17 protein-coding genes are annotated in these 20,175 nt (G+C 74.4%); 5 read left to right on the top strand and 12 right to left on the bottom strand.

All coding sequences use genetic code 11. The features are described 5' to 3' along the window. The first annotated feature begins 37 nt into the window (after positions 1-37). The gene (locus ACZ6O5_RS23095) at positions 38-1,282 is read left to right on the top strand and encodes an extracellular catalytic domain type 1 short-chain-length polyhydroxyalkanoate depolymerase (protein ID WP_465979895.1); all 1,245 of its coding nucleotides are present in this window, start codon (positions 38-40) and stop codon (positions 1,280-1,282) included. Between the two features lie 34 nt (positions 1,283-1,316). On the opposite strand, the gene ACZ6O5_RS23090 is transcribed toward ACZ6O5_RS23095, so the two are convergent. From ACZ6O5_RS23090 to lpdA, 7 genes are all read right to left on the bottom strand, one after another. Then, entirely contained in the window at positions 1,317-2,216 is a 900-nt protein-coding gene (locus ACZ6O5_RS23090; protein ID WP_465979894.1) for a TIGR01777 family oxidoreductase, read from the bottom strand. A gap of 243 nt (positions 2,217-2,459) precedes the next feature. Continuing rightward, on the bottom strand, positions 2,460-3,470 hold the full coding sequence (locus tag ACZ6O5_RS23085; protein ID WP_465979893.1) for an aldo/keto reductase: 1,011 nt from the start codon (positions 3,468-3,470) through the stop codon (positions 2,460-2,462). A 4-nt stretch (positions 3,471-3,474) separates the two neighbouring features. Next, entirely contained in the window at positions 3,475-4,428 is a 954-nt protein-coding gene (locus tag ACZ6O5_RS23080) for an LLM class flavin-dependent oxidoreductase (RefSeq protein WP_465979892.1), read from the bottom strand. Positions 4,429-4,556: 128 nt separating this feature from the next. Next, positions 4,557-5,435 carry an oxidoreductase gene (locus ACZ6O5_RS23075; protein WP_465979891.1) on the bottom strand — a complete coding sequence of 293 codons (879 nt, stop codon included), beginning with the start codon at positions 5,433-5,435 and terminating at the stop codon, positions 4,557-4,559. A gap of 73 nt (positions 5,436-5,508) precedes the next feature. Then, positions 5,509-6,846 (bottom strand): low temperature requirement protein A, encoded by a 1,338-nt coding sequence (locus tag ACZ6O5_RS23070; protein WP_465979890.1) that lies wholly within the window; start codon positions 6,844-6,846, stop codon positions 5,509-5,511. Positions 6,847-6,936: 90 nt separating this feature from the next. Next, the gene (sucB, locus tag ACZ6O5_RS23065) at positions 6,937-8,796 is read right to left on the bottom strand and encodes a 2-oxoglutarate dehydrogenase, E2 component, dihydrolipoamide succinyltransferase (RefSeq protein WP_465979889.1); all 1,860 of its coding nucleotides are present in this window, start codon (positions 8,794-8,796) and stop codon (positions 6,937-6,939) included. 66 nt (positions 8,797-8,862) lie between these two features. Then, positions 8,863-10,254: a dihydrolipoyl dehydrogenase gene (gene lpdA, locus ACZ6O5_RS23060; RefSeq protein ID WP_396771270.1), complete on the bottom strand. Its 1,392-nt coding sequence runs from the start codon at positions 10,252-10,254 to the stop codon at positions 8,863-8,865. Positions 10,255-10,431: 177 nt separating this feature from the next. Here lpdA and ACZ6O5_RS23055 point away from each other — a divergent pair, with 177 nt between their 5' ends. Next, a complete protein-coding gene (locus tag ACZ6O5_RS23055; RefSeq protein ID WP_107161658.1) occupies positions 10,432-10,761 on the top strand; it encodes a hypothetical protein in 330 nt (109 codons plus the stop codon). A gap of 77 nt (positions 10,762-10,838) precedes the next feature. Here ACZ6O5_RS23055 and ACZ6O5_RS23050 read toward each other — a convergent pair whose 3' ends face one another. After that, the gene (locus ACZ6O5_RS23050; protein WP_465979888.1) at positions 10,839-12,407 is read right to left on the bottom strand and encodes a leucyl aminopeptidase; all 1,569 of its coding nucleotides are present in this window, start codon (positions 12,405-12,407) and stop codon (positions 10,839-10,841) included. Between the two features lie 163 nt (positions 12,408-12,570). Here ACZ6O5_RS23050 and gcvT point away from each other — a divergent pair, with 163 nt between their 5' ends. Continuing rightward, complete coding sequence (gene gcvT, locus ACZ6O5_RS23045) at positions 12,571-13,695, top strand: glycine cleavage system aminomethyltransferase GcvT (protein WP_465979887.1); 1,125 nt, start codon at positions 12,571-12,573, stop codon at positions 13,693-13,695. A 9-nt stretch (positions 13,696-13,704) separates the two neighbouring features. Here gcvT and ACZ6O5_RS23040 read toward each other — a convergent pair whose 3' ends face one another. The 3 genes from ACZ6O5_RS23040 to ACZ6O5_RS23030 all read right to left on the bottom strand — a co-directional run bounded on the left by ACZ6O5_RS23040 (position 13,705) and on the right by ACZ6O5_RS23030 (position 17,835). Next, positions 13,705-14,994, bottom strand: coding sequence for a DUF2314 domain-containing protein (locus ACZ6O5_RS23040; protein WP_107159998.1), 1,290 nt, complete (start codon positions 14,992-14,994; stop codon positions 13,705-13,707). Between the two features lie 62 nt (positions 14,995-15,056). After that, positions 15,057-15,830 (bottom strand): adenosylcobinamide-GDP ribazoletransferase, encoded by a 774-nt coding sequence (locus tag ACZ6O5_RS23035; RefSeq protein WP_465979886.1) that lies wholly within the window; start codon positions 15,828-15,830, stop codon positions 15,057-15,059. Next, positions 15,820-17,835, bottom strand: coding sequence for a bifunctional adenosylcobinamide kinase/adenosylcobinamide-phosphate guanylyltransferase (locus tag ACZ6O5_RS23030; RefSeq protein ID WP_465979885.1), 2,016 nt, complete (start codon positions 17,833-17,835; stop codon positions 15,820-15,822). Before ACZ6O5_RS23030 ends, ACZ6O5_RS23035 begins: the two co-directional genes overlap by 11 nt. 213 nt (positions 17,836-18,048) lie before the next feature. Between ACZ6O5_RS23030 and ACZ6O5_RS23025 the strand changes: the two genes are divergently transcribed. Next, on the top strand, positions 18,049-18,249 hold the full coding sequence (locus ACZ6O5_RS23025; RefSeq protein WP_107159991.1) for a hypothetical protein: 201 nt from the start codon (positions 18,049-18,051) through the stop codon (positions 18,247-18,249). Further along, a complete protein-coding gene (locus ACZ6O5_RS23020) occupies positions 18,246-19,043 on the top strand; it encodes a site-2 protease family protein (RefSeq protein ID WP_281936775.1) in 798 nt (265 codons plus the stop codon). Before ACZ6O5_RS23025 ends, ACZ6O5_RS23020 begins: the two co-directional genes overlap by 4 nt. A gap of 88 nt (positions 19,044-19,131) precedes the next feature. On the opposite strand, the gene ACZ6O5_RS23015 is transcribed toward ACZ6O5_RS23020, so the two are convergent. Further along, positions 19,132-20,130 (bottom strand): aldo/keto reductase family protein, encoded by a 999-nt coding sequence (locus ACZ6O5_RS23015; protein WP_431936760.1) that lies wholly within the window; start codon positions 20,128-20,130, stop codon positions 19,132-19,134. Positions 20,131-20,175 lie beyond the last annotated feature (45 nt).

The raw sequence follows: 20,175 nt of genomic DNA, 5'->3' as shown, positions 1-20,175 counted from the left end.
AGTGACCCAGTTCACATTCCATGATCGGGAGGTCCCCGTGTCCCGCTCCTCATCCCTCATCACCCGCCTCGTCGGGGCGGCGGCCGGGGTCGTGCTGGCCGCGGCCGGCGTCCTGACCGCCGCGCTGCCCGCGCAGGCCGCCGCGCTGACCCAGGTCACCGGCTTCGGCTCCAACCCCGGCAACCTGGCCATGTACGCCTACCGGCCGGACGGCCTGCCCGGCAACGCGCCGGCCGTGGTGCTGCTGCACGGCTGCACCCAGAACGCCTCGACCTACTTCACCAACTCCGGCTGGCAGAAGTACGCCGACCAGTGGAAGTTCGCGCTGATCGTGCCGCAGCAGCCGGCCGGCAACAACGCCAACTCCTGCTTCAACTGGTTCGAGACCGGCGACACCGCCCGGGGCCAGGGCGAGGCGCTCTCGGTCAAGCAGATGGTCGACTACGCGAGGACCACCTACGGCACCGACGCCGGCCGCGTCTACGTCAGCGGGCTCTCCGCCGGCGCCGCGATGAGCGCCGTCATGCTCGCCACCTACCCGGACGTGTTCGCCGCCGGGTCGATCATCGCCGGCCTCCCGTACCGCTGCGCCACCAGCACCACGAGCGCGTACAGCTGCATGAACCCGGGCGTGGACAAGACCCCGGCGCAGTGGGGCGACCTGGTCCGCAACGCGTACCCGGGCTACGCCGGCAAGCGGCCCCGGGTGGCCGTCTGGCACGGCACCAGCGACTACACGGTCAACGTGGCCAACGCGACCGAGTCGCGGGACCAGTGGACCAACGTGCTCGGCGTGGCGGCGACCCCGACCAGCACCTCGTCGCTGCCGGGCGGCGCCAGCCTGGAGGTCTACGGCAGCGACCAGGTCCGCGTCTACCGGGTCTCCGGCATGGGCCACGGCACCCCGGTCGACCCGGGCTCGGCGGCGGACCAGTGCGGCACCGCCGGGGCGTACTTCCTGGACACCATCTGCTCGACGTACCGTGACGCGCTCTTCTTCGGTCTGGGCGGCGGCGGCACGCCGAGCCCGACCCCGACGGCGACCGCGACCGCCTCGCCCACCCCGACCGCGTCGCCCACCCCGACCGCCTCGCCGACGCCGACCACCGCGCCGGTCTGCGTCACCGCCAGCAACTACGCGCACGTCACCGCCGGCCGGGCCTACCAGTCCGGCGGGTACGCCTACGCGCTCGGCAGCGGCCAGCGGATGGGCCTCTACAACACGTTCTACACCACCGCGCTGAAGCAGACCGGGCCCGGCTACTGGGTCATCGGCTGCTGACCCGACCGCCCCGCGCCGCGCCGTCCCCGCCGGCTCACCCGGCGAGGGCGGCGCGCAGCGCGCCCGGCAGATCCGGGTGGGTCCAGGTGAAGCCCGCCTTGCCGAGCACGCCCGGCAGCACCCGGGTGCTGGTGAGCGCCTCGTGCGCGAACCCGCCGAGCGCGACCTGCAACGCCAGCGCCGGGATCGGCATGATCGCCGGCCGGTGCAACTGGCGGGCCAGCTCCCGGGTGAACTCGGCGTTGGTGACCGGCGCCGGGCCGACCACGTTCACCGGGCCGGCCACGTCGTCGCGGGCCAGCAGGAACGCGGTCGCGTCCAGCCAGTCCGGCATCGAGATCCACGGCAGCCACTGCCGGCCGTTGCCCAGCTTGCCGCCGACGCCCAGCCGGAACGGCAGGAGCTGCGGCTTGAGCAGGCCGCCGTCGCGGTGCAGCGGCAGCCCGGTCCGCAACCGCACCACCCGAACGCCGGCGTCCTCGGCCGGCCGGGTCGCCGCCTCCCAGACGCGGCAGACGTCGGCGAGGAACCCCTCGCCGGCCGGCGCGTCCTCCTCCACCGTGCGGTCCCCGGTGTTGCCGTACCAGCCGACCGCGGAGGAGTTCAGCAGCACCGCCGGCCGGTCCGCGGCGGGCAGGCCGGCGATCGTGATGGCGAGCGTGGAGGTGCTGTCCACCCGGCTGGTCCGGATCAGCTTCTTGTAGTCGTCGTTCCAGCGCTTGTCACCCACCCCCGCGCCGGCCAGGTTCACCACCGCGTCGGCGTCCGCGACCAGTTGCGGGTCGAGCTGCGCGGCGGAGGGATTCCACTGCCGCTCGTCCGGGGTGCGCGGCGGCCGGCGGACCAGGCGGGTGACCTGGTGCCCGTCCGCGCCGAGCCGGTCGACAAGTCGGGTGCCGAGGAAGCCGGACACGCCGGCCATGAGGATCCGCATGCTCACATCTTCGGCTACGCGACGCGATCCGGATGCGTGGAGCGAAATCACTCACGCGTCACGCCTGCCGCGCGGCGCGGCGTCGCACGGGCGGGTCGCGCCCGAAGCCGAGACGCCTCGGCAGCGGTATGCCTCAGCGTCATAATTATGACGCTGAGGCATACCGCATTCGCCGAGACATGTCTCCCGTCCGCGACACGCCCGGCCCGGAGCGGCCCGCGCGCACTCGTCACCCTGCCGAACTCACGCGGTCGCCGGGGTGCCGCGCAGGTCGGCGAGGAGGCGCTCCACCTCGGCGAACGCGGCCTCCGGCAGCGGCCCGTGCGCCAGCGCGCCGAGGTTCTCCCCGGCCTGGTCGACGGTCCGGCAGCCGGGGATCGGCAGCGTCTGCGGGCTGCGGGCGAGCAGCCAGCCCAGCGCGCCCTGGGCGAGCGTACGACCGTCGGCGGTGAGCGCCTCCCGGACCCGGGCCACCCGGTCGGCCCACTCGGCGCGCGGGACGCCGTCGCTGAACCAGTCCAGCCACTCGGGCGCCACCCCGCGCACGTCGTCGCCGCCACGGGCGGTCGGCGCGTCCTGGTACTTGGCGGTGAGCAGGCCCATCGCCAGCGGGCCGCGGTTCAGGCTGGCCAGGTCGAACTCCGCACAGACCGCGAGCATCTCGGCGTTGTCCCGCAGCACCGACTGGTCGTGCTGGATCGCCGCGCAGTGCGGGCCGGCCTCGGCGAACGCCCGCGCCGAGGCGGGGTCGTCGGTGCTCCAGCCGTACGCCCGGATCTTCCCCGCACCGACCAGCTCCTCCAGCGTCTCGACCAGATCCAGCGCCTGCGGCACCGGCAGGCCGCCCAGGTGCAGCTGGTAGAGGTCGACGTGGTCGGTGCCGAGCCGGCGCAGCGAGCCCTCCAGGCTGCGCCGCGCGTACCCCGGGCTGCCGTCCTCGCCGGTGGCCTGTCGGGTCGCCTCGTCCGTGGGGTAACCGAACTTGGTGGCGATCACCGCCCGGTCCCGGCGGCCGGCGAGCGCCCGGCCGAGCACCCGCTCGCTGTGCCCGGCCCCGTAGTTGCTGGAGGTGTCGAAGAGGGTCGCGCCCAGCTCCAGCGCCCGGTGGATGGTACGGATCGACTCGTCGTCGTCCACCTCGCCCCAGCCCAGGGGCTGGGTGCCCGCCCAGAGCGGGCCGCCGATCGCCCAGCAGCCCATGCCGATCGCGCTGACCTCGATGCCGCTGCGGCCCAACCGTCGTGTCGTCGTCATGGAATCAGTGTCCTGTCTCGAGTGCGCTCGAAGTCGACCCGTTTTCGGCCAGCCGGGGCAGGAGCGGCGCGAGCGCGTCGACCGCGCCGGCGCGTACCACGAAGCGGGTGACGCCCCAGCGGCGGCGGTGCCCGGCCACCGCCGCGACGATCTCGTCGGCGGTGCCGATCAGCACGAACGGGGTGGCCAGAAGTTCGGTGACGGTGAGTCCGAGGCGCGCGGCCGTCGGCGCCGCGCTGGCCTCGGCGTCGTCGGTGACGGCGACGTGCTGGACCAGCGCCTCCAGGGCCGGCGGCGTGTCCCGACCGGAAGCGCCGGCCGCCACGTGGGCGAGCTGCGCCTCGATCTGGTCGGCCCGCCACCGGGCCTCGTGCCGGTGGCCGTCCGGCAGCGTGCGCCCGAAGCCGGTCAGGCCGACCACGTCGGCGTGCGCGCCGGCCCACCGCAGCAACGTGGAGTTGGCCGTGCCCAGGGTGAGCGGGACCCGGTCCTGGACCGGCCGCGGATCGTCGAGGCGGGCGGCGTACGCGGCCAGCTCCGGCGTGTCGACGGTGACCTCCTCGCCGGCCAGCAGCGCCCGGACCGCCCCGGCCACCGCCAGGCAGCGGCGGACCCGCCCGGCGACGTCGGGGCGCTCGCGCCCGACCGCCCGCCACTCACCCGGCGTGTGCCCGGCGCCCAGGCCGAGCCGCGCCCGGCCGCCGGAGACCACGTCCAGAGTGGCCACATCGGCCGCGAGCAGCATCGGCTCCCGGACCCCGGCGTTCGACACGTACGAGCCGAGGCCCAGCGTGCCGGTCACCGCCGCGGCGGCGGCCAGCGCCACGAACGGGGCCGGGCCGAAACCCGGATGGTCGGCGGCCAGCAGCGCGTCGAAGCCGGCGGCCTCGACGGTGCGGGCCAGCTCACCCCAGCTCGCCCCGCCCGTGGGCCGGGCCTGTACGGAGAAGATCGCCATCCCCCCAGTCTCCGGCCCCCCCGCCGCCCCCGCTGCCCCTCGCCGCCCCCTTCTGCCCAGGGCCGAAGGTGAAAGGAGGGGCCCCTGCTTAACGCATCCGGTAGAGAAGGGGCCCCTTCTCACACACCTCAGACCGCGTCGAGCCGCGCCAGGTCGGCGGCGGAGAGGCGGAGCGCGCCGGCCGCGACGTTCTGCGCCAGGTGCGCCGGGTCGCCGGTGCCCGGGATGGCGAGCACGTTCGGGCCCCGGGCCAGCGTCCAGGCCAGCCGGACCTGGGCGGCGGTGACGCCGTGCTCCCGCGCGACCGCGAGCACCTCCGGATGCTCCTCGCCGGTGGCCCCGGCCTCCCGCCCGCTGGTGGCGAGCGAGAAGAACGGCACGAACGCGGTGCCGTGGGCGGCGCAGTCCCGGATCAGCTCGTCGTGGATCCGGCGGTAGCCGAGGCCGTACGAGTTCTGCACGCAGACCACCGGGGCGATCGTGCGCGCCTCGGCGACCTGGTGCCGGCGTACCGCCGAGACGCCGAGGTGCCGGATCAGCCCCGCGTCGACCAGTTCGGTGAGCGCGCCGAAGTGCTCGGCCAGCGGCTCCGGCCCGTGCACCCGCAGGTTCACCACGTCCAGGTGGTCCCGGCCGAGCTGGCGCAGGTTCTCCTCGACCTGCCCGCGAAGCTGCTCCGGCCGGGCCGCCGGCAGCCACTCGCCGGACGGGTCCTTGCCCGGTCCGACCTTGGTCACGATGACCAGATCCTCCGGGTACGGCGACAGCGCCCGGTTGATCAGCTCGTTGGCCGAGCGCAACGGCGAGAAGTAGAACGCGGCCGTGTCGATGTGGTTGACGCCCAGCTCGACCGCGCGGCGCAGCACGGCGACGGCCCGGTCCCGGTCGCTCGGGCCGCCGTCGGCGTTCGCGGTCAGCCGCATCGCGCCGAGGCCGATCCGGTTGACGGTCAGGTCGCCGAGCCGCCAGGTGCCGGCCGCGCCGGCGTGGACGGTGTCGATGGTCATGCGGGTCCCCGTTCCTCGCGTCAAGGCCCCATGGTGGGGCCGAGCGGTGACACGCAGGCCGCCCGGAAACGGTTCAACCGCCGAGTCGCTCACCCTGGTCGGGCTGCTCGTGCCAGCGGGCCCGCCAGGCCGCCTCGTGCGCCTCGTGGCTGGTCCGTTCCTCGAAGACGAGCTTCCGCAGCGCCCGCCGGCCCTCGTCGAAGACGATCACCTCGGTCGCCACCATGCCCACCGTGATGACGGTCAGCAGCGCCATCGCGACCAGGCCCGGCGCCCACTGCGCGACCGGGACCGTCGCGCCGAGCAGCAGCACCGCCGCGACCCGGGTCCAGCTCAGCGTGCGCAACGTCCGCGCCTGGAACAGCATGTTGCCGCAGAGGTAGCAGGCCACGCCGCCGAAGAGCAGCGGGACGGCCGGAAAGTGCGCGGGCGCGCTCGGCGGCACCCGCGGGTCGGCGATGCCGTGCACGATCATCTCGGCGCCGAGCGCGAACAGGATGATGCCGGCGATCATCGGCAGGAACAGGTACGCGTACGCGTCCCGGGCCATCGCCACCCGGGGCCCGTCCCGGGCGGCGTGCAGAGCGATCCGGGCGGCCGGCCCGACCATGTCGTAGTGCGCCCACCAGAGGGCCGCGGTGAAGAAGATGCCGAGCACCGCCGCCGCCACGGCCGGCCAGGTGGGTGGCTGCCCGAGCAGGTTGCTGCCCACGCCGACCGAGATGACCGACTCGCCCAGCGCGATGATCAGGATGAGGTCGTACCGCTCGGCCCAGTGCTCGGCCGAGACGACGCCCCAGCCCCAGGTGCCGGCCAGCATGCCGGTGCCGTACTGGAGCAGCACGACCGTGATCCACAGCCCGTCGCGGGCCACCGACGCCGAGGCGAGGCCGTCGATCTTCGGCGGCACCAGCGCGGCGACCAGCAGCAACAGCGTGCTGCCCACCACCTCCGGGGCGAACCGGATCAACTGCCGGCGCTCGTTCGGGCTGTCCCGCACCACGTGCAGGTAGAGCAGGAGGTGGACCAGGCGCAGCACGGTGTAGCTGACCGCCGCGACGATCGGTCCGGCAGCGTTGCCGCGCGGGTCGCGGAACGCGTTCGGCAGCGACAACGCGAACGTGAACAGCGCCGCCATGCCGACCGTCATGAGCACCGGGACGAAGCCCTCGCCGAGCCGGACCCGGGTGGCGACCACGCTGTGCACCACCCACGACCACCACAGCACGGCGAGCACCAGCAGCGCGTGCAGCAGCGAGCCGCCGGTCACCTGGAGCGCGGTGGCCCGGGTGATGATGAAGAACGAGAAGACGAAGACCAGGTCGAAGAAGATCTCGAACCGGTCCACCCGGGCGCCCGGAGCCACCGGCACCGCCGGCCCGAGGCGCCCCCGCCACCCGTACCCGCCCACCGGCCGAGTCTGTCAGCGTGCGGTCCGCGCCGGGGCGGAAACAACGAAGGGGTACGCGGCCGGTGCCGCGTACCCCTGTCGTCTCGGGCGTCAGAGACCCAGTTCGGCCTCGAAGTTGCCGGCCTCCAGCCGCTCCTTGACCGTGGTCAGGAAGCGGGCGGCGTCCGCGCCGTCGATCAGCCGGTGGTCGTACGACATGGCCAGGTAGACCATCGACCGGACCGCGATGACCTCGCCCAGCTCCGGGTCGTTGACCACGACCGGGCGCTTCACCACCGCGCCCGTGCCGAGCATCGCCGACTGCGGCGACGGCACGATCGGGGTGTCGAAGAGCGCGCCCCGGCTGCCGGTGTTGGTCAGCGTGAAGGTCGCCCCGGCCATCTCGTCCGGAGTGATCTTGTTGGACCGGGTGCGCTCGGCCAGGTCGGCGATCCGCTTGGCGATGCCGCCCATGTTGAGGTCACCGGCGTTGTGGATGACCGGCACGAGCAGCCCGCGCTCGGTGTCCACGGCGATGCCGAGGTGCTCGGCGGCCGGGTAGGTGATGGTGCCGCCGTCCAGGTCCATGCTGGCCTGGATGATCGGGTACGTCTGGAGCGCCTCGATGGCGGCGAGCGCGAAGAACGGCAGGAAGGAGAGCTTCACGCCGTGCCGGGCCTGGAACGACTCCTTGGCCCGGGCCCGCAGCTTGGCGACCTTGGTGACGTCGACCTCGACGACGGTGGTGAGCTGCGCCGTCTCGTGCAGCGACTGCTGCATCCGCTTGGCGATGGTCGCCCGGATCCGCGGCAGCTTCTCCGTGGTGCCCCGCTTGGCGCTCGGCTGCGGCTTGGCGGCCGGCTGGGCCGGGGCCTTCGCGGCGGGCTGCTGCTCGGCGGCGGCCGGCTGAGCCTTGGCGGCCTTCGCCTTCTCGGCCGCCTCCAGCACGTCCTGCTTGCGGATCCGGCCACCCACGCCGGTGCCGTTGACCGAGCCCAGGTCGACGCCGTGCTCGGCGGCGAGCTTGCGGACCAGCGGCGTCACGTAGCCGGCGGCCTCCTCGCCGCCGCCCTGGGCCGGGGCGCTCGGGCGCTGCGGCGTGGCGGTCGGCGCGGCCGGCTGGGCGGCCTGCTCCGCCTTGGCCGGCTCGGCGGCCTGCTCCGCCTCGGCGGACGGCTCGTTGTAGGACACGCCCGGGGTCGGCTCCTCGACCTTCGGCTCGGGCTTCGGCTCGGCCTTGGGCTCCGGCTTCGGCTCGGGCTTCGCCTCCGCCTTGGGCTCGGGCTTGGGCTCGGCCTTCGGCTCGGCCGGCGCCGCGCCGGCCGCCCCGACGATCGCGAGCACGCCGCCGACCTCGGCGGTCTCGTCCTCGGCGACCTTGATCTCCAGCACGGTGCCGGCGACCGGCGACGGGATCTCGGTGTCCACCTTGTCGGTGGAGACCTCCAGCAGCGGCTCGTCCACCTCGACGGTCTCGCCGACCTGCTTGAGCCAGCGCGTCACCGTACCCTCGGTGACGCTCTCGCCCAGGGCCGGCATGGTCACCGGGGTGCCCTCGCCGGACGACGCGGCGGGCTGGGCCGGCTCCTCGACGGCCGGCTGCTCGGCTTCGGCCCCGGGCTCCGCGGCGGCCTGCGCGGCCTGCTCCGGCTCGGGGCCGGTGCCCTCGGCGGCGGCGGTCGGCTCGGTGGCCGGCTCGACCTCCTCCTTCGGGGCGCTGCCCGCGTCCTCGCCCTCGCCGGCGATGACCGCCAGCTCGCTGCCGACCTCGGCGGTCTCGTCCTCGCCGACGACGATCCGGCTCAGCACGCCCGCCGCGGGGGACGGGATCTCGGTGTCGACCTTGTCGGTCGACACCTCGAGCAGGGGCTCGTCGACCTCGACGGTGTCACCCTCCTGCTTGAGCCAGCGCGTGACGGTGCCCTCGGTGACGCTCTCGCCGAGCCGGGGCATGGTGACCGATACCGGCATGTTCTCCAGACTCCTTCATTCCCCTGGTGGGATCATCGCCCGTCGCCGGACGCCGCGGTTGTCGTGTCAGGCGTGCGCGTGCAGCGGCTTGCCGGCCAGGGCCAGGTGCGCCTCGCCCAGGGCCTCGTTCTGGGTCGGGTGGGCGTGCACCAGCTGCGCCACCTCGGCCGGGTAGGCCTCCCAGTTGTAGATGAGCTGGGCCTCGCCGATCAGCTCGCCGACCCGGGCGCCGACCATGTGCACGCCGACCACCGGGCCGTCGTCCACCCGGACCAGCTTCACGTGGCCGGCAGTCTTGAGGATCTGGCTCTTGCCGTTGCCGCCCAGGTTGTAGTTGTAGGTCTTGACCTTGTCGGCGCCGTACTGCTCCTTGGCCTTCGCCTCGGTCAGGCCGACCGACGCCAGCTCCGGGTCGCAGTAGGTGACGCGCGGGATGCCGGCCTCGTCGATCACGGCGGGGGTCTTCCCGGCGATCTCCTCGGCGACGAAGATGCCCTGCTGGAAACCGCGGTGCGCGAGCTGGAGGCCGGGCACGATGTCGCCGACCGCGTAGACGTTCGGCACGCTGGTGCGCAGCCGCTCGTCGGTCAGCACGTAGCCGCGGTCCATCTTGACGCCCTGCTCCTCGTAGCCGAGGTTGGCGGTGGTCGGGCCGCGACCGACGGCGACCAGCAGCAGCTCGGCCTCGACCGTGTCGCCGCCCTGGATGGTCAGCTTGACGCCGTTGTCGGTCTTCTCGACCTTCTCGAACGGCTTGCCGACCTTGAAGTTGATCTTCCGCTTGCGGAACGCGCGCTCCAGCGCCTTCGACGACTCCTCGTCCTCGGCGGCGACCAGCCGGGGCAGCGCCTCGACGATTGTCACGTCCACGCCGAAGGACTTCCAGACGCTGGCGAACTCGACGCCGATCACGCCGCCGCCGAGCACGATCGCCGACGACGGGACGCGGTCCAGGGTGAGCGCGTGGTCGCTGGTGATGATCCGCTCGCCGTCGACCTCCAGGCCGGGCAGGCTCTTCGCGTACGAGCCGGAGGCCAGGATCACGTTGCGGCCGGTGTAGCGCTTGCCGTCCACCTCGACCACGTTCTTGCCGACCAGCTTGCCGGCGCCGGCCACGAAGGTGATCTTCTTGGCGCTGCCCACCAGGCCCTGGAGGCCCTTGTAGAGGCGGGAGATCACGCCGTCCTTGTACGAGTTGACCGCCGCCATGTCGATGCCGACCAGCTCGGCCTTCACGCCGAACTGCTCGGACTCGCGGGTCTGGTCGGCGATCTCGGCGGCGTGCAGCAGCGCCTTGGTCGGGATGCAGCCGTTGTGCAGGCAGGTGCCGCCGAGCTTGCCCTTCTCGATGAGCGCGACGGAGAGATCCAGCTGGGCGGCACGCAGCGCCGCCGCGTAGCCGCCGCTACCACCTCCGAGGATGACGATGTCGAAGGTCGTGTCGTTCGGCTCGCTCACATCCAACTCCCAGGTCGCGTCGCTGCATCGGGGGTTACGGCGGAGTAACAGGTACACCCCACCTCGGTCATCTTGTCACCACCCCGGCCCGAGCGCGTACCGAGGTGCCCAACGACACGTCGGCGGCACGTACCCTTGGCACCGTCTTCGATGACGTCCGGGGGAGGAGTGAGTCCGGTGGCGCTGTTCCGACGACGCAAGCGGGTGGCCGCGGTGAGCCGTGACCGTGCCGCCGAGCGCGCCGATCTGGACCATCTCGAGAACTTCGTCCGAACCCGACGGGGCGTCGAGGCGTTCCTGGAGCCACGGACGACGGTCACCGAGACCACCGTCATGCTGATCGCCGACGACGGCGAGTGGACCCGGCGGCGGGTCGGCAGCCCGGAGGACGCCAGGCGTTGGGCGCACCGGACCGCCATCCCGATCTACGACGTGAGGCTGATGGGCTACCCCCAGCGCATGCGCGACTACAACGAGCGCCGCAAGCGCCGTCCCGAGCTGTTCTGAGCGCCTCGGGCCGCAGGTGTTAAGAGGGGCCCCCTGTTATGCGGAATGCGTTAACAGGGGGCCCCTCCTTGCACGCCTCAGCCGTTGGCGGCCACGTCGTCGACCAGGTGGAGCAGGGTGCGGACCGGCACGCCGGTGCCGCCCTTGGCCCAGTAGCCGGTGGCCTCGCCCGAGTGGTAGCTGGGACCGGCGATGTCGATGTGCGCCCAGGCCACGTCGTCGGTGACGAACTCCCGCAGGAACACCCCGCCCTGGAGCATGTGACCGGCGCGGTCCATCCCGGCGTTGACCTGGGAGATGTCCGCGACGTCGGACTCCATGCCCTTGCGCACGTCGTCCGGCAGCGGCATCGGCCAGGCCGGCTCGCCCGTCGCGTCACCGGCCACCCGGACCCGCTCGCACAGCTCCGGGCTGCCCATCACGCCGGCGATCCGCTTGCCCAGCGCGATCACCTGGCCACCGGTCAGCGTCGAGGTCTCGAACAGGTAGTCGGCACCGTCGGAGCAGGCCCGGGCCATCGCGTCGGCCAGGATCATCCGGCCCTCGGCGTCGGTGTTGAGCACCTCCACCTTCTTGCCGTTGAACATGCTGATCACATCGCCCGGCCGGTAGCTGGCGCCCGACGGCATGTTCTCCGCCATCGGCAGGTAGGCGGTGACCGTCACGTTCGGCTTGAGCGCCGCCACCGCCAGCATGGCCGCGCCGACCGCCGCCGCGCCGGCCATGTCCGACTTCATCTCCCACATGCCCTGCGCCGGCTTGATCGAGATGCCGCCGGTGTCGAACGTGATGCCCTTGCCGACCAGCGCGACCCGCTTGCCGGTACCGCCGCCGGGCGGCGTCCAGGTGAGCTTCACCAGCCGCGGCGGCGCCTCGGAGCCCTGGCCGACGGCGAGGATGCCGCCGTACCCGCCGGCCGCCAGCGCCGCCTCGTCGAGCACCTCGACGTCCAGCCCGGCCTCCCGGGCGGCGGTCGCCACGGCGTCGGCGAACGCCGGCGGGCGCAGCTCGTTCGGGGCGGTGTTGACCCAGTCCCGGCTGGTCCGCACCGCGCCGGCCACCGTCTGCGCGCGCTCGACCTCGGCCAGGGCGGTCGCGTCGGCCGCGTCCGGCACCGCGACCAGCAGCTCGGACACCGGCTCGCGCCGGGCCGGCTGCGGCTTCGTCTTGTAGCCGGCGAACCGGTAGCCGCCGAGCAGCGCGCCCTCGGCGACCGCGCGCAGCGCGGCCGGCGCGTCGGCGTCGTCCGGCAGCGGCAGGGCGAGGGCGACGCGGGCCGCGCCGGCCAGCGCCCGGACCGCCGCGCCGGCGGCCCGGCGCAGGGACTCGGGGGCGGGCGCGGCGCCGGCGGGCTCCGGGCCCAGCCCGACGGCGGCGACCACCGGGGCGGTCACCGTGCCGAGCGTGGCCAGCTTGATCACCTCGCCGGGGCCACCGGTCGCGCCGAGCAGGGCCAGCGTCTCGGTCAGCTTTCCGTCGAACGCGGCGGCGATGCTCTCCGCGCCGCTGGCCAGCAACAGGGCACCGGCGGGTGCGCCGTCGCCCGGTCCGTTCGGCTGGCTGTGCACGCCGATCACGATCGCGTCGACGGGAAGTTCGGCGGGGTCGGTGTCGACCAGGCTGAGGGTGGTGCGGGGCGATGTCACGAAAGCTACTCCGGGCGGGCCGGGCCGGCCGCGTCGTCGCGTACCGGCGATGAAGGTCTCTCCGGCGGCAACCTACCCGCCGGATGCGTGGCTGTCCCGCCGATGCGTACCGACGGGATCCGCCGATGCTAACCACAGGGGTCCCGGCCGGTAAGTTGCCACCATGACCGAGGTGACCTCCGACGCTGCCGAGACCCGGCTGCGCCGTTCCCCGCTGCACGAGCGACACACCGCGCTCGGCGCGAAGTTCGCCCCCTTCGGCGGCTGGCAGATGCCGCTCGAGTACGCCGGCGGCGGCGTGCTCAGGGAACACACCGCCGTACGGACCGCTGTGGGCGTCTTCGACGTCTCGCACCTGGGCAAGGTCCGGATCACCGGGCCCGGCGCGGCCGACTTCGTCAACGCCTGCCTCAGCAACGACCTCGGCCGGATCACGCCCGGCCAGGCGCAGTACACGCTCTGCTGCGACGACGCCACCGGCGGCGTGGTGGACGACATCATCGCCTACCTGCACGCCGACGACCACGTCTTCCTGGTGCCCAACGCGGCGAACACCGCCGAGGTGGCCCGCCGGCTGCGCGCCGCCGCGCCGGCCGACGTGACCGTCACCGACGAGCACGAGGCGTACGCGGTGCTCGCGGTCCAGGGACCGGGCTCGGCGGCGCTGCTCGACGCGCTCGGCCTGCCCACCGCCCACGACTACATGAGCTTCTCCACCGCCACGTCGGCCGGCGTCGAGCTGACCGTCTGCCGCACCGGCTACACCGGTGAGCTGGGCTACGAGCTGGTCGTGCCCGCCGAGCACGCGGTCGCCGTCTGGGACGCGATCTTCGCCGCGGGCGACGACGTGCGGGCGTGCGGGCTGGCCGCCCGGGACACGCTGCGCACCGAGATGGGGTACCCGCTGCACGGGCAGGACCTGTCCCTGGAGATCACCCCGGTGCAGGGCCGCTCCGGCTGGGCGGTGGGCTGGGACAAGCCGGCCTTCTGGGGCCGGGACGTGCTGCGCGCCGAGAAGGCCGCCGGACCGGCCCGTACGCTGCGCGGGCTCGCCGCCGTCGACCGGGCCATCCCGCGCCCCGGCATGGCCGTCTACGCCGGGGACCGCCGGGTCGGCACCGTCACCAGCGGCACGTTCAGCCCGACGCTCAAGCACGGCATCGCGCTCGCGCTCGTCGACACCGACCCGAAGCTGCCCGACGGCGAGGAGCTGACGGTGGACATCCGTGGCCGGCGGGCCCGGATGCGCCTGACCAGGCCGCCGTTCGTCCAGCCCTCGGTGCGCTGACCGGCCCGGTCAGCCCTCGCCGCGCTCGCCGGCGTCGAGGACGGCCTGGGTCCAGCCGCCCTCCAGCACACCGGTGCCGTCCAGCACGGCCCAGTCGACCACGTCGGACGCCTCGACCACGACCGGCGAGCCGATCCGCACGCTCGGGTCGGTGGTGGCGTCGGTGGCGCTCGCGCCGACGATCCGTTCCGGGGCGTCCCACGAGGTCACCCCGGCCCAGACGTACTCCGGGCCGTCGTCGCCGGGCAGGCCGTACTTGACCACGAGCTGGCTCTCCGCCGGCAGTCCGCCGGCCAGGAACCGGGCCCGGATGTCGCCGAGCGCGGCCCGGGCGGTCGCCACCGCCCGGCTCATCGCGTCGTCCGTGCGGGTGTAGCGGACGTCGGGCTGGATGCCGTTGAACAGCGTCGCGCAGGCGGCGGCGAAGTAGCGGCCCGGCGGCCCGGGATGCCCCGGCGGCGGGTTCAGGCTGAGGAACGAGTCGGCGTCCGGGTCGGTGGCCGGGTCCAGTTCCAGCCGCAGCAGCACCGGCGCGGTCGCGCCGTGCTGCTCCGGATTGCCGTACGCGACCGCGATGTCGTGCCCGGTCACCGTGGCCAGCACCGGGAGCTGCACGAACGCCGGCACCTCCTCGCCGGCCAGCCCGTCGGTCCAGTCCCGCAGCAGCCGCCGGGCCGCGCCGGTCATCACCGCGCCCCAGGCCCGGGTGAGGTGGTCCGGCACGCCCTGGGCCTGCAACTCCAGCAGCCCGAACCGGCGCAGCCCCTTGGTGGTGAACCAGAGCCCGTCGGCGTCGGACGAGTAGGGCACCAGCACCCAGTCGACCAGCCGGACCCGGCCCTGCTCGTCCGGCAGCGAGCGCAGCGCCGTCGCCGGGTCGAGGAACTGGAGGCCGAACACGTCGACCACGTCCCCGCCGACCGTCTCGGCGATGGCCGCGGCCACCGCCCGGGCCGCCCACTCGTGCGCCGGCGGCCAGCCGGGCCGGTACTCCGCCTGCACCACCACCAGGTGGGTGGCGGCGGCCAGCCGGGCGAGCTGCTCGTCGGTGGCGCCGAACGCGGCCAGCAGGTCCGGCGGAAGCTCCGGGAACTCGCTTATCGACCGCGTGTCCACGCTCATCAGCGGGCTGTCCAGCATCTGCTTGGCCAGCCCGTGCACCGGCCCGGCCAGCCGGCCGGTCAGCCCTTCGACCGCGGTCTTCGGGCTCACCCGGGGCAGCCCGTCGATCGGCACCAGGTAGGTCGCGTCGAGCGACTCCGGCACCGGTACGGGCAGGAAGTCGTCCGTGATGAGCATGCCGTCTCCCTCGACCACGCCGGTGCACTCACCCGAACGCTACCCGGCCGACCGGGGGGCGATCAGCCGGTCAGCACCAGTCCCAGGTAGGACAGCGTGGTGACGACCTCCACCAGGGCCCCGAGGACGTCGCCGGTGATACCGCCGAAGCGGCGTACCAGGTGCCGGAGCAGCCCGGCCGCGACGGCGAGCGCGCCGAGCACGGCGAGCGGCCCCTGCCACGGGCGGCCCGGCACCGCCGGCACGGCCAGCAGCGCGACGACGAGCGCGCCGAGCGCCACGACGCCCCACCCCACCGTGCCGGCGACCAGCGCGCCCAGCCCGTCCGGCCGGGCCGCCGGCACGCCACGGCGGCAGGCCAGGGTGACCGCCAGCCGTCCGGCCGCGGTGGCCGCGACCACCGCGGCGAGCGCCGCGACCGCGTCCCGCCCGACCAGCTCCGCCAGCACCGCGGTCTGGAGCAGGAGGACGACCACCAACGCGACCACCCCGAACGGGCCGACGTCCGGCTGCTTCATGATCGCCAGCGCGGCCGGCCCGCGCCGGTACGACCCGAGCGCGTCCACGGTGTCGGCCAGCCCGTCCAGGTGCAGACCCCGGGTGAGCAGCGCGCCCAGCCCGACCGTCACCCCGGCGGCGACCAGTGGCGGAGCGAGCGCCCCGGCCAGCAGCAACGCTCCGCCGAGCACCGCGCCGAGCAGCGCGCCGACCGCCGGGGCCAGCGCCATCGCGGTGCCGGCGGTGGCCCGGTCGACCCGGCCGGCGCGTACCGGCGCGGTGGTGAACGTGGTCAGCGCCAGCCGGACGCCGTCGGCGAGCCGGCGCTCAGTCGGCACGTCGGCCGGGCGAGACCGGCTGGTCGTACCCGACCGTGGTCGGACCCGGTCCGGCCGGCTCCGGCTCGGCGAAGTCCGGCTCGTCCGCCGGCCCGGCCGGCGCCTCGGAGTCGGCGCCGCCCAGCGACGGGTGCACCGGCAGCGAGGCGGCGAGCGTCAGCGCCGAGCGCAGCAGCGGGAGCGCGGCCAGCGCGGTCGCCCCCTCGCCCAGGTCGAGGCGCAGATCCAGCAGCGGAGTCAGGCCGAGCACGTCGGCGGCGAGCCGCACCCCGGGCCGGCCGCCGTGGTCGGGCAGCAGGCACCAGTGCCGGGCCTGCCCGGCCAGGTCGCGGCTGACCATGCCGGCGGCGGTGCCGACCGGCCCGTCGAGCAGCACCGGGACGCGCCGGGCGGTGGCCCCGAGCAGCACGCCGGTGGCCGTCGCGATGTCGCCGCCGCCCAGCTCCGCCAGGATGTCCTTGGCCTCCCGGGGGGAGCGTCGGGTGCGGTGCAGCGCGTCCCGGACCGCCGCGCAGCGGACCATCCAGGCGTTGTCGTCGATCTCGCCCTGGTCGTTCACCACCCGACCGAGCACCGCCGGTGGTTCCGCGCCGGCGGTGGCCGCCAGCACCGCCGCGGCTGCCGCCTCGGCGCCGGCCCCGCACGCCGCCAGCACCAGCAGTTGTACGCCCGCGTCGGCGGCCTGCTCGGCCAACCGCCACCCGTAGCGCAGCGCGGCCTCGACCTGCTCGCCGGTGAGCGCCGGGCCGTCCTCGAACGGCGCCGAGGCCGGCGCCTCGACGACCTGGAGGCTGGCGCCGTTCTCGGCGGCCAGCCGGGCCAGCGCACCCCGGCCGGCGCGCGCCTGGCGGGCGCGCCGCGCCGACTCGCCGGCCACCGCGCCGGCCGACGCGCCGCCTTCGTGGTCGCCGTGCAGCAGCAGCACCCGGACGGCGGCCCAGGGACGCGGGTTCGCGCTGCCCTGGGTGGCGGCGGCGAAGCCGACCACCTGTTCCAGCACGCCCAGGCCGGCGCCGGGAACGTCGAGCGTGGCGAGCCGGTCGACGGCCTGCGGGCCGGTGTAGTCGTCCGGCATCGGCAGTTCCATGCCCGGCTGGATGACCAGGCCGGTGGCGATCATCGGCAGCGCCATGGTGGGTGCCGCCCAGTCGCCGGCGCCGGCCGGCCCGGCCGGCGCGCCGGCCGGTGGCGGCGTCGCGGCCGGGGTGAGCACCTCGGGCAGCGCCACGTCGTCGACGCCCCGACCGCCGGCCGCGTGCCGTGGCTCGGGCGGCGCGCCGACCGTGCCGGCCGGGTGGCTTCCGCCCGGGGCGGTCGGGTGGCTTCCGCCCGTGGCGGCGGTCGCGGCTCCGGCTCCGCCCGTGGCGGCGTCGGTCGCGACCCCGGCCGGGTGGGCCCCGGCGGGGGTGGTGGCGTCGGCCGGGGCGTGGGCCGCCGGCACGGTCGGGAGCGACGCGGCGGGCGGCTTGAGCCAGGCGGTCTGCCCGGCCACCACGAGCGCGACCGCGTCGCAGGCGTCGGCCACCGCCCGGTTGGTGGCGCCCAGCGCGTCGGTGAACGCCCGGCCCAACGGCGTGGTGGGCACCAGGGAGAGGCCCACCTCCGGGCTGACCAGCACCAGCCGGGCCTCGCTCGCCCGCACGGCGGCGGCCAGCTCGGCGACGGTGGCGGTGTCGTCGGCCGGCTGGTGGGTCGGGTCGAGCAGCACGGTGACCCAGCCACCCAGGTCGTCCACGAGCAGCGTGTCGTTCGGGCCGGCGGCGGTGATCACCTCGGCCAGCCGGCCCGGATCCGTCGCGGTCTCCTCGGTGGTCCAGCTTCCCGGCCGCCGGGCGCGGTGCGCCGCGAGGCGGGTCGCCCACTCGGTGTCATCCGGATCCCCGGTCGGGGCGGTGGCCACGTAGCGGACCATGGGCGCGTCGGCGACCAGGGACTCGGCGAACTCGGACTTGCCGGAGCGGATACCGCCGAGCACCAGGAGGGTGTGCCACCCGTCAACGGACATGTCCGTACCTTAGTTCTCCCGCCCCCGTCCCGCCCCACCCCCTCCCAGCGCCGATCTTGCGGTTGCTGCCCGCAGGACGCGGCGAATGCCCCGTTCTGTCGGGGCAGCGACCGCAAGATCGCGGGAGCGGTGAGGGCTGTGGCGCGACGGGCCGACTAGGCTTGCGGGGGTTTCCGGTCCTGCGGGGCGACGGGCGGCGAGGGGAGACGCGGCATGGCGTGGAGCTGGCGGTACGAGGGCGCGAACGGCGACCCGGTCGACGGGCCGGGCGAGTCGTTCCCGAGCCAGGCGGACGCCGAGTCCTGGATCGGCCAGACCTGGCGGGAGCTCGCGACATCCGGCGTCACCTCGGTCGTGCTGGTCGAGGACGACCGGGTGGACTACCGGATGAGCCTGCAACCCCCGGCCGAATGACGGGCTACGACCGCCCGGGCGACCCGCTGATCCTCGGCGTGCCCCGGGCGGCGTTCCGGCCCAGCCCCATCTTCCTGGCCCTGGTCGCGCTCTTCGCGGCCGGCGGGGTGATGACCTGGAACCGGTACGGCAACGTCCGGTTCGACGTGTTCCTCTTCGTGGTCGCCGGCTGGCTGGTCTCGCTCTGCCTGCACGAGTACGCGCACGCCGTGGTCGCGTACCGGGCCGGTGACCGGGACATCGCCCACCGGGGCTACCTGACGCTCAACCCGCTGAAGTACACCAGCCCGCTGCTGTCGATCGTGTTGCCGGTGGTCGTGGTGCTGCTCGGCGGCATCGGCCTGCCCGGCGGCGCGGTCTGGGTGGACCGGCACGCCATTCCCGGGCGGCTGCGGCACACCCTGGTCAGTCTCGCCGGGCCGGCCACCAACGTGGTGTTCACGCTGGTGCTGGTGGCGGCCGTGACGTGGGGGCCGGCGCTGGGCGGGCCGCTGGAGTTCTGGGCCGGCGTCGGGCTGCTCGCGTTCCTCCAGCTCATGGCCAGCGTGCTCAACCTGCTGCCGGTGCCGGGCCTGGACGGCGGCAACATGATCCAGCCCTGGCTCAGTCCCGCCTACCGGCGGATGTACGACCTGTTCGCCCCGTACGGATTCATCCTGCTCTTCGCGTTGTTGTGGAGCCCGCGCATCGGCGGCGCGTTCTTCGGCGGGGTCTTCGCGGTCGGCGACGCGCTCGGCCTCCCACCGGACCTCTACCGGCTGGGCCTCTACCTGATCCGGTTCTGGCAGGGCTGACGGGCCCGCCGGACGGGCGACCGGCCCGGCGGGGTGTGCGCCGGTCGTCCCCGGGCCGACGGCGACGCCGGCCCGGGGACGACTGACGTCACGGACGCCGCGCCGGGCTGTCCGTCTTCGCCGGGTCCCGCTCGACGACCGGCTCGACGATGTCGTCGATCGCCTTGAGCAGGCCGGCGTCGAGCTTCACGCCCGCCGCCTTCACGTTGTCGTGCACCTGCTCGGGCCGGGACGCGCCGATGATGGCCGAGGACACGTTCGGGTTCTGTAGCACCCAGGCGACCGCGAGCTGCGCCATGGTCAGCCCGGCCTGCTCGGCGAGCGGCTTGAGCTGCTGCACCCGGGTCAGCACCTCGTCGGACATCCACCGGGCGATGAAGTTCGCGCCGGACTTCTCGTCGGTGGCGCGGGAACCGGCCGGCGGCGGCTGGCCGGGCAGGTACTTGCCGGAGAGCACGCCCTGCGCCATCGGCGACCAGACGATCTGGCCGATGCCCAGCTCCTCGCTGGCCGGAATCACCTCGGCCTCGATGACCCGCCACAGCATCGAATACTGCGGTTGGCTGGAGACCAGCGGGATGCGCAGCTCACGGGCGAGCGCGTGCGCCTCGCGCAGCTGCGCCGCCGTCCACTCCGAGACGCCGATGTAGTGCGCCTTGCCGGCGTGCACGACGTCGGCGAACGCCTCCATCGTCTCTTCCAGCGGGGTGCTGACGTCGAAGCGGTGAGCCTGGTAGAGGTCGACGTGGTCGGTCTGCAGGCGGCGCAGCGAGCCGTCGATCGACTCCATGATGTGCTTGCGGGACAGGCCACGGTCGTTGCGGCCCGGCCCGGTCGGCCAGTACACCTTGGTGAAGATCTCCAGCCCCTCGCGGCGCTCGCCGGCCAGCGCGCGGCCGAGCACCGACTCGGCGCGGGTGCCGGCGTAGACGTCGGCGGTGTCGAACGTGGTGATGCCGCTGTCGAGGGCGGCGCGCACGCAGGCGACCGCCGCGTCCTCCTCGACCTGCGAGCCGTGGGTGATCCAGTTGCCGTACGAGATCTCGCTGACCATCAGGCCGGAGCGGCCCAGGTGTCGGAATTCCATGCTCCGACCCTAACTCCGCCCGGCGGCGGGCACCCGCCGTGGCTC

Source organism: Micromonospora sp. NPDC049201, assembly GCF_055586805.1.
Note: the sequence above shows the minus strand (reverse complement) of the source record. Positions and strands in the feature narration are given on the sequence as shown.

Bases quoted from the DNA above. Each gene is read 5' to 3' on its own strand.
- ACZ6O5_RS23090 (WP_465979894.1), bottom strand. From the start codon at position 2,216: ATGCGGATCCTCATGGCCGGCGTGTCCGGCTTCCTCGGCACCCGACTT.
- ACZ6O5_RS23085 (WP_465979893.1), bottom strand. From the start codon at position 3,470: ATGACGACGACACGACGGTTGGGCCGCAGCGGCATCGAGGTCAGCGCG.
- ACZ6O5_RS23080 (WP_465979892.1), bottom strand. From the start codon at position 4,428: ATGGCGATCTTCTCCGTACAGGCCCGGCCCACGGGCGGGGCGAGCTGG.
- ACZ6O5_RS23075 (WP_465979891.1), bottom strand. From the start codon at position 5,435: ATGACCATCGACACCGTCCACGCCGGCGCGGCCGGCACCTGGCGGCTC.
- sucB (WP_465979889.1), bottom strand. From the start codon at position 8,796: ATGCCGGTATCGGTCACCATGCCCCGGCTCGGCGAGAGCGTCACCGAG.
- gcvT (WP_465979887.1), top strand. From the start codon at position 12,571: ATGACCGAGGTGACCTCCGACGCTGCCGAGACCCGGCTGCGCCGTTCC.
- ACZ6O5_RS23040 (WP_107159998.1), bottom strand. From the start codon at position 14,994: ATGCTCATCACGGACGACTTCCTGCCCGTACCGGTGCCGGAGTCGCTC.
- ACZ6O5_RS23030 (WP_465979885.1), bottom strand. From the start codon at position 17,835: ATGTCCGTTGACGGGTGGCACACCCTCCTGGTGCTCGGCGGTATCCGC.
- ACZ6O5_RS23025 (WP_107159991.1), top strand. From the start codon at position 18,049: ATGGCGTGGAGCTGGCGGTACGAGGGCGCGAACGGCGACCCGGTCGAC.
- ACZ6O5_RS23020 (WP_281936775.1), top strand. From the start codon at position 18,246: ATGACGGGCTACGACCGCCCGGGCGACCCGCTGATCCTCGGCGTGCCC.
- ACZ6O5_RS23015 (WP_431936760.1), bottom strand. From the start codon at position 20,130: ATGGAATTCCGACACCTGGGCCGCTCCGGCCTGATGGTCAGCGAGATC.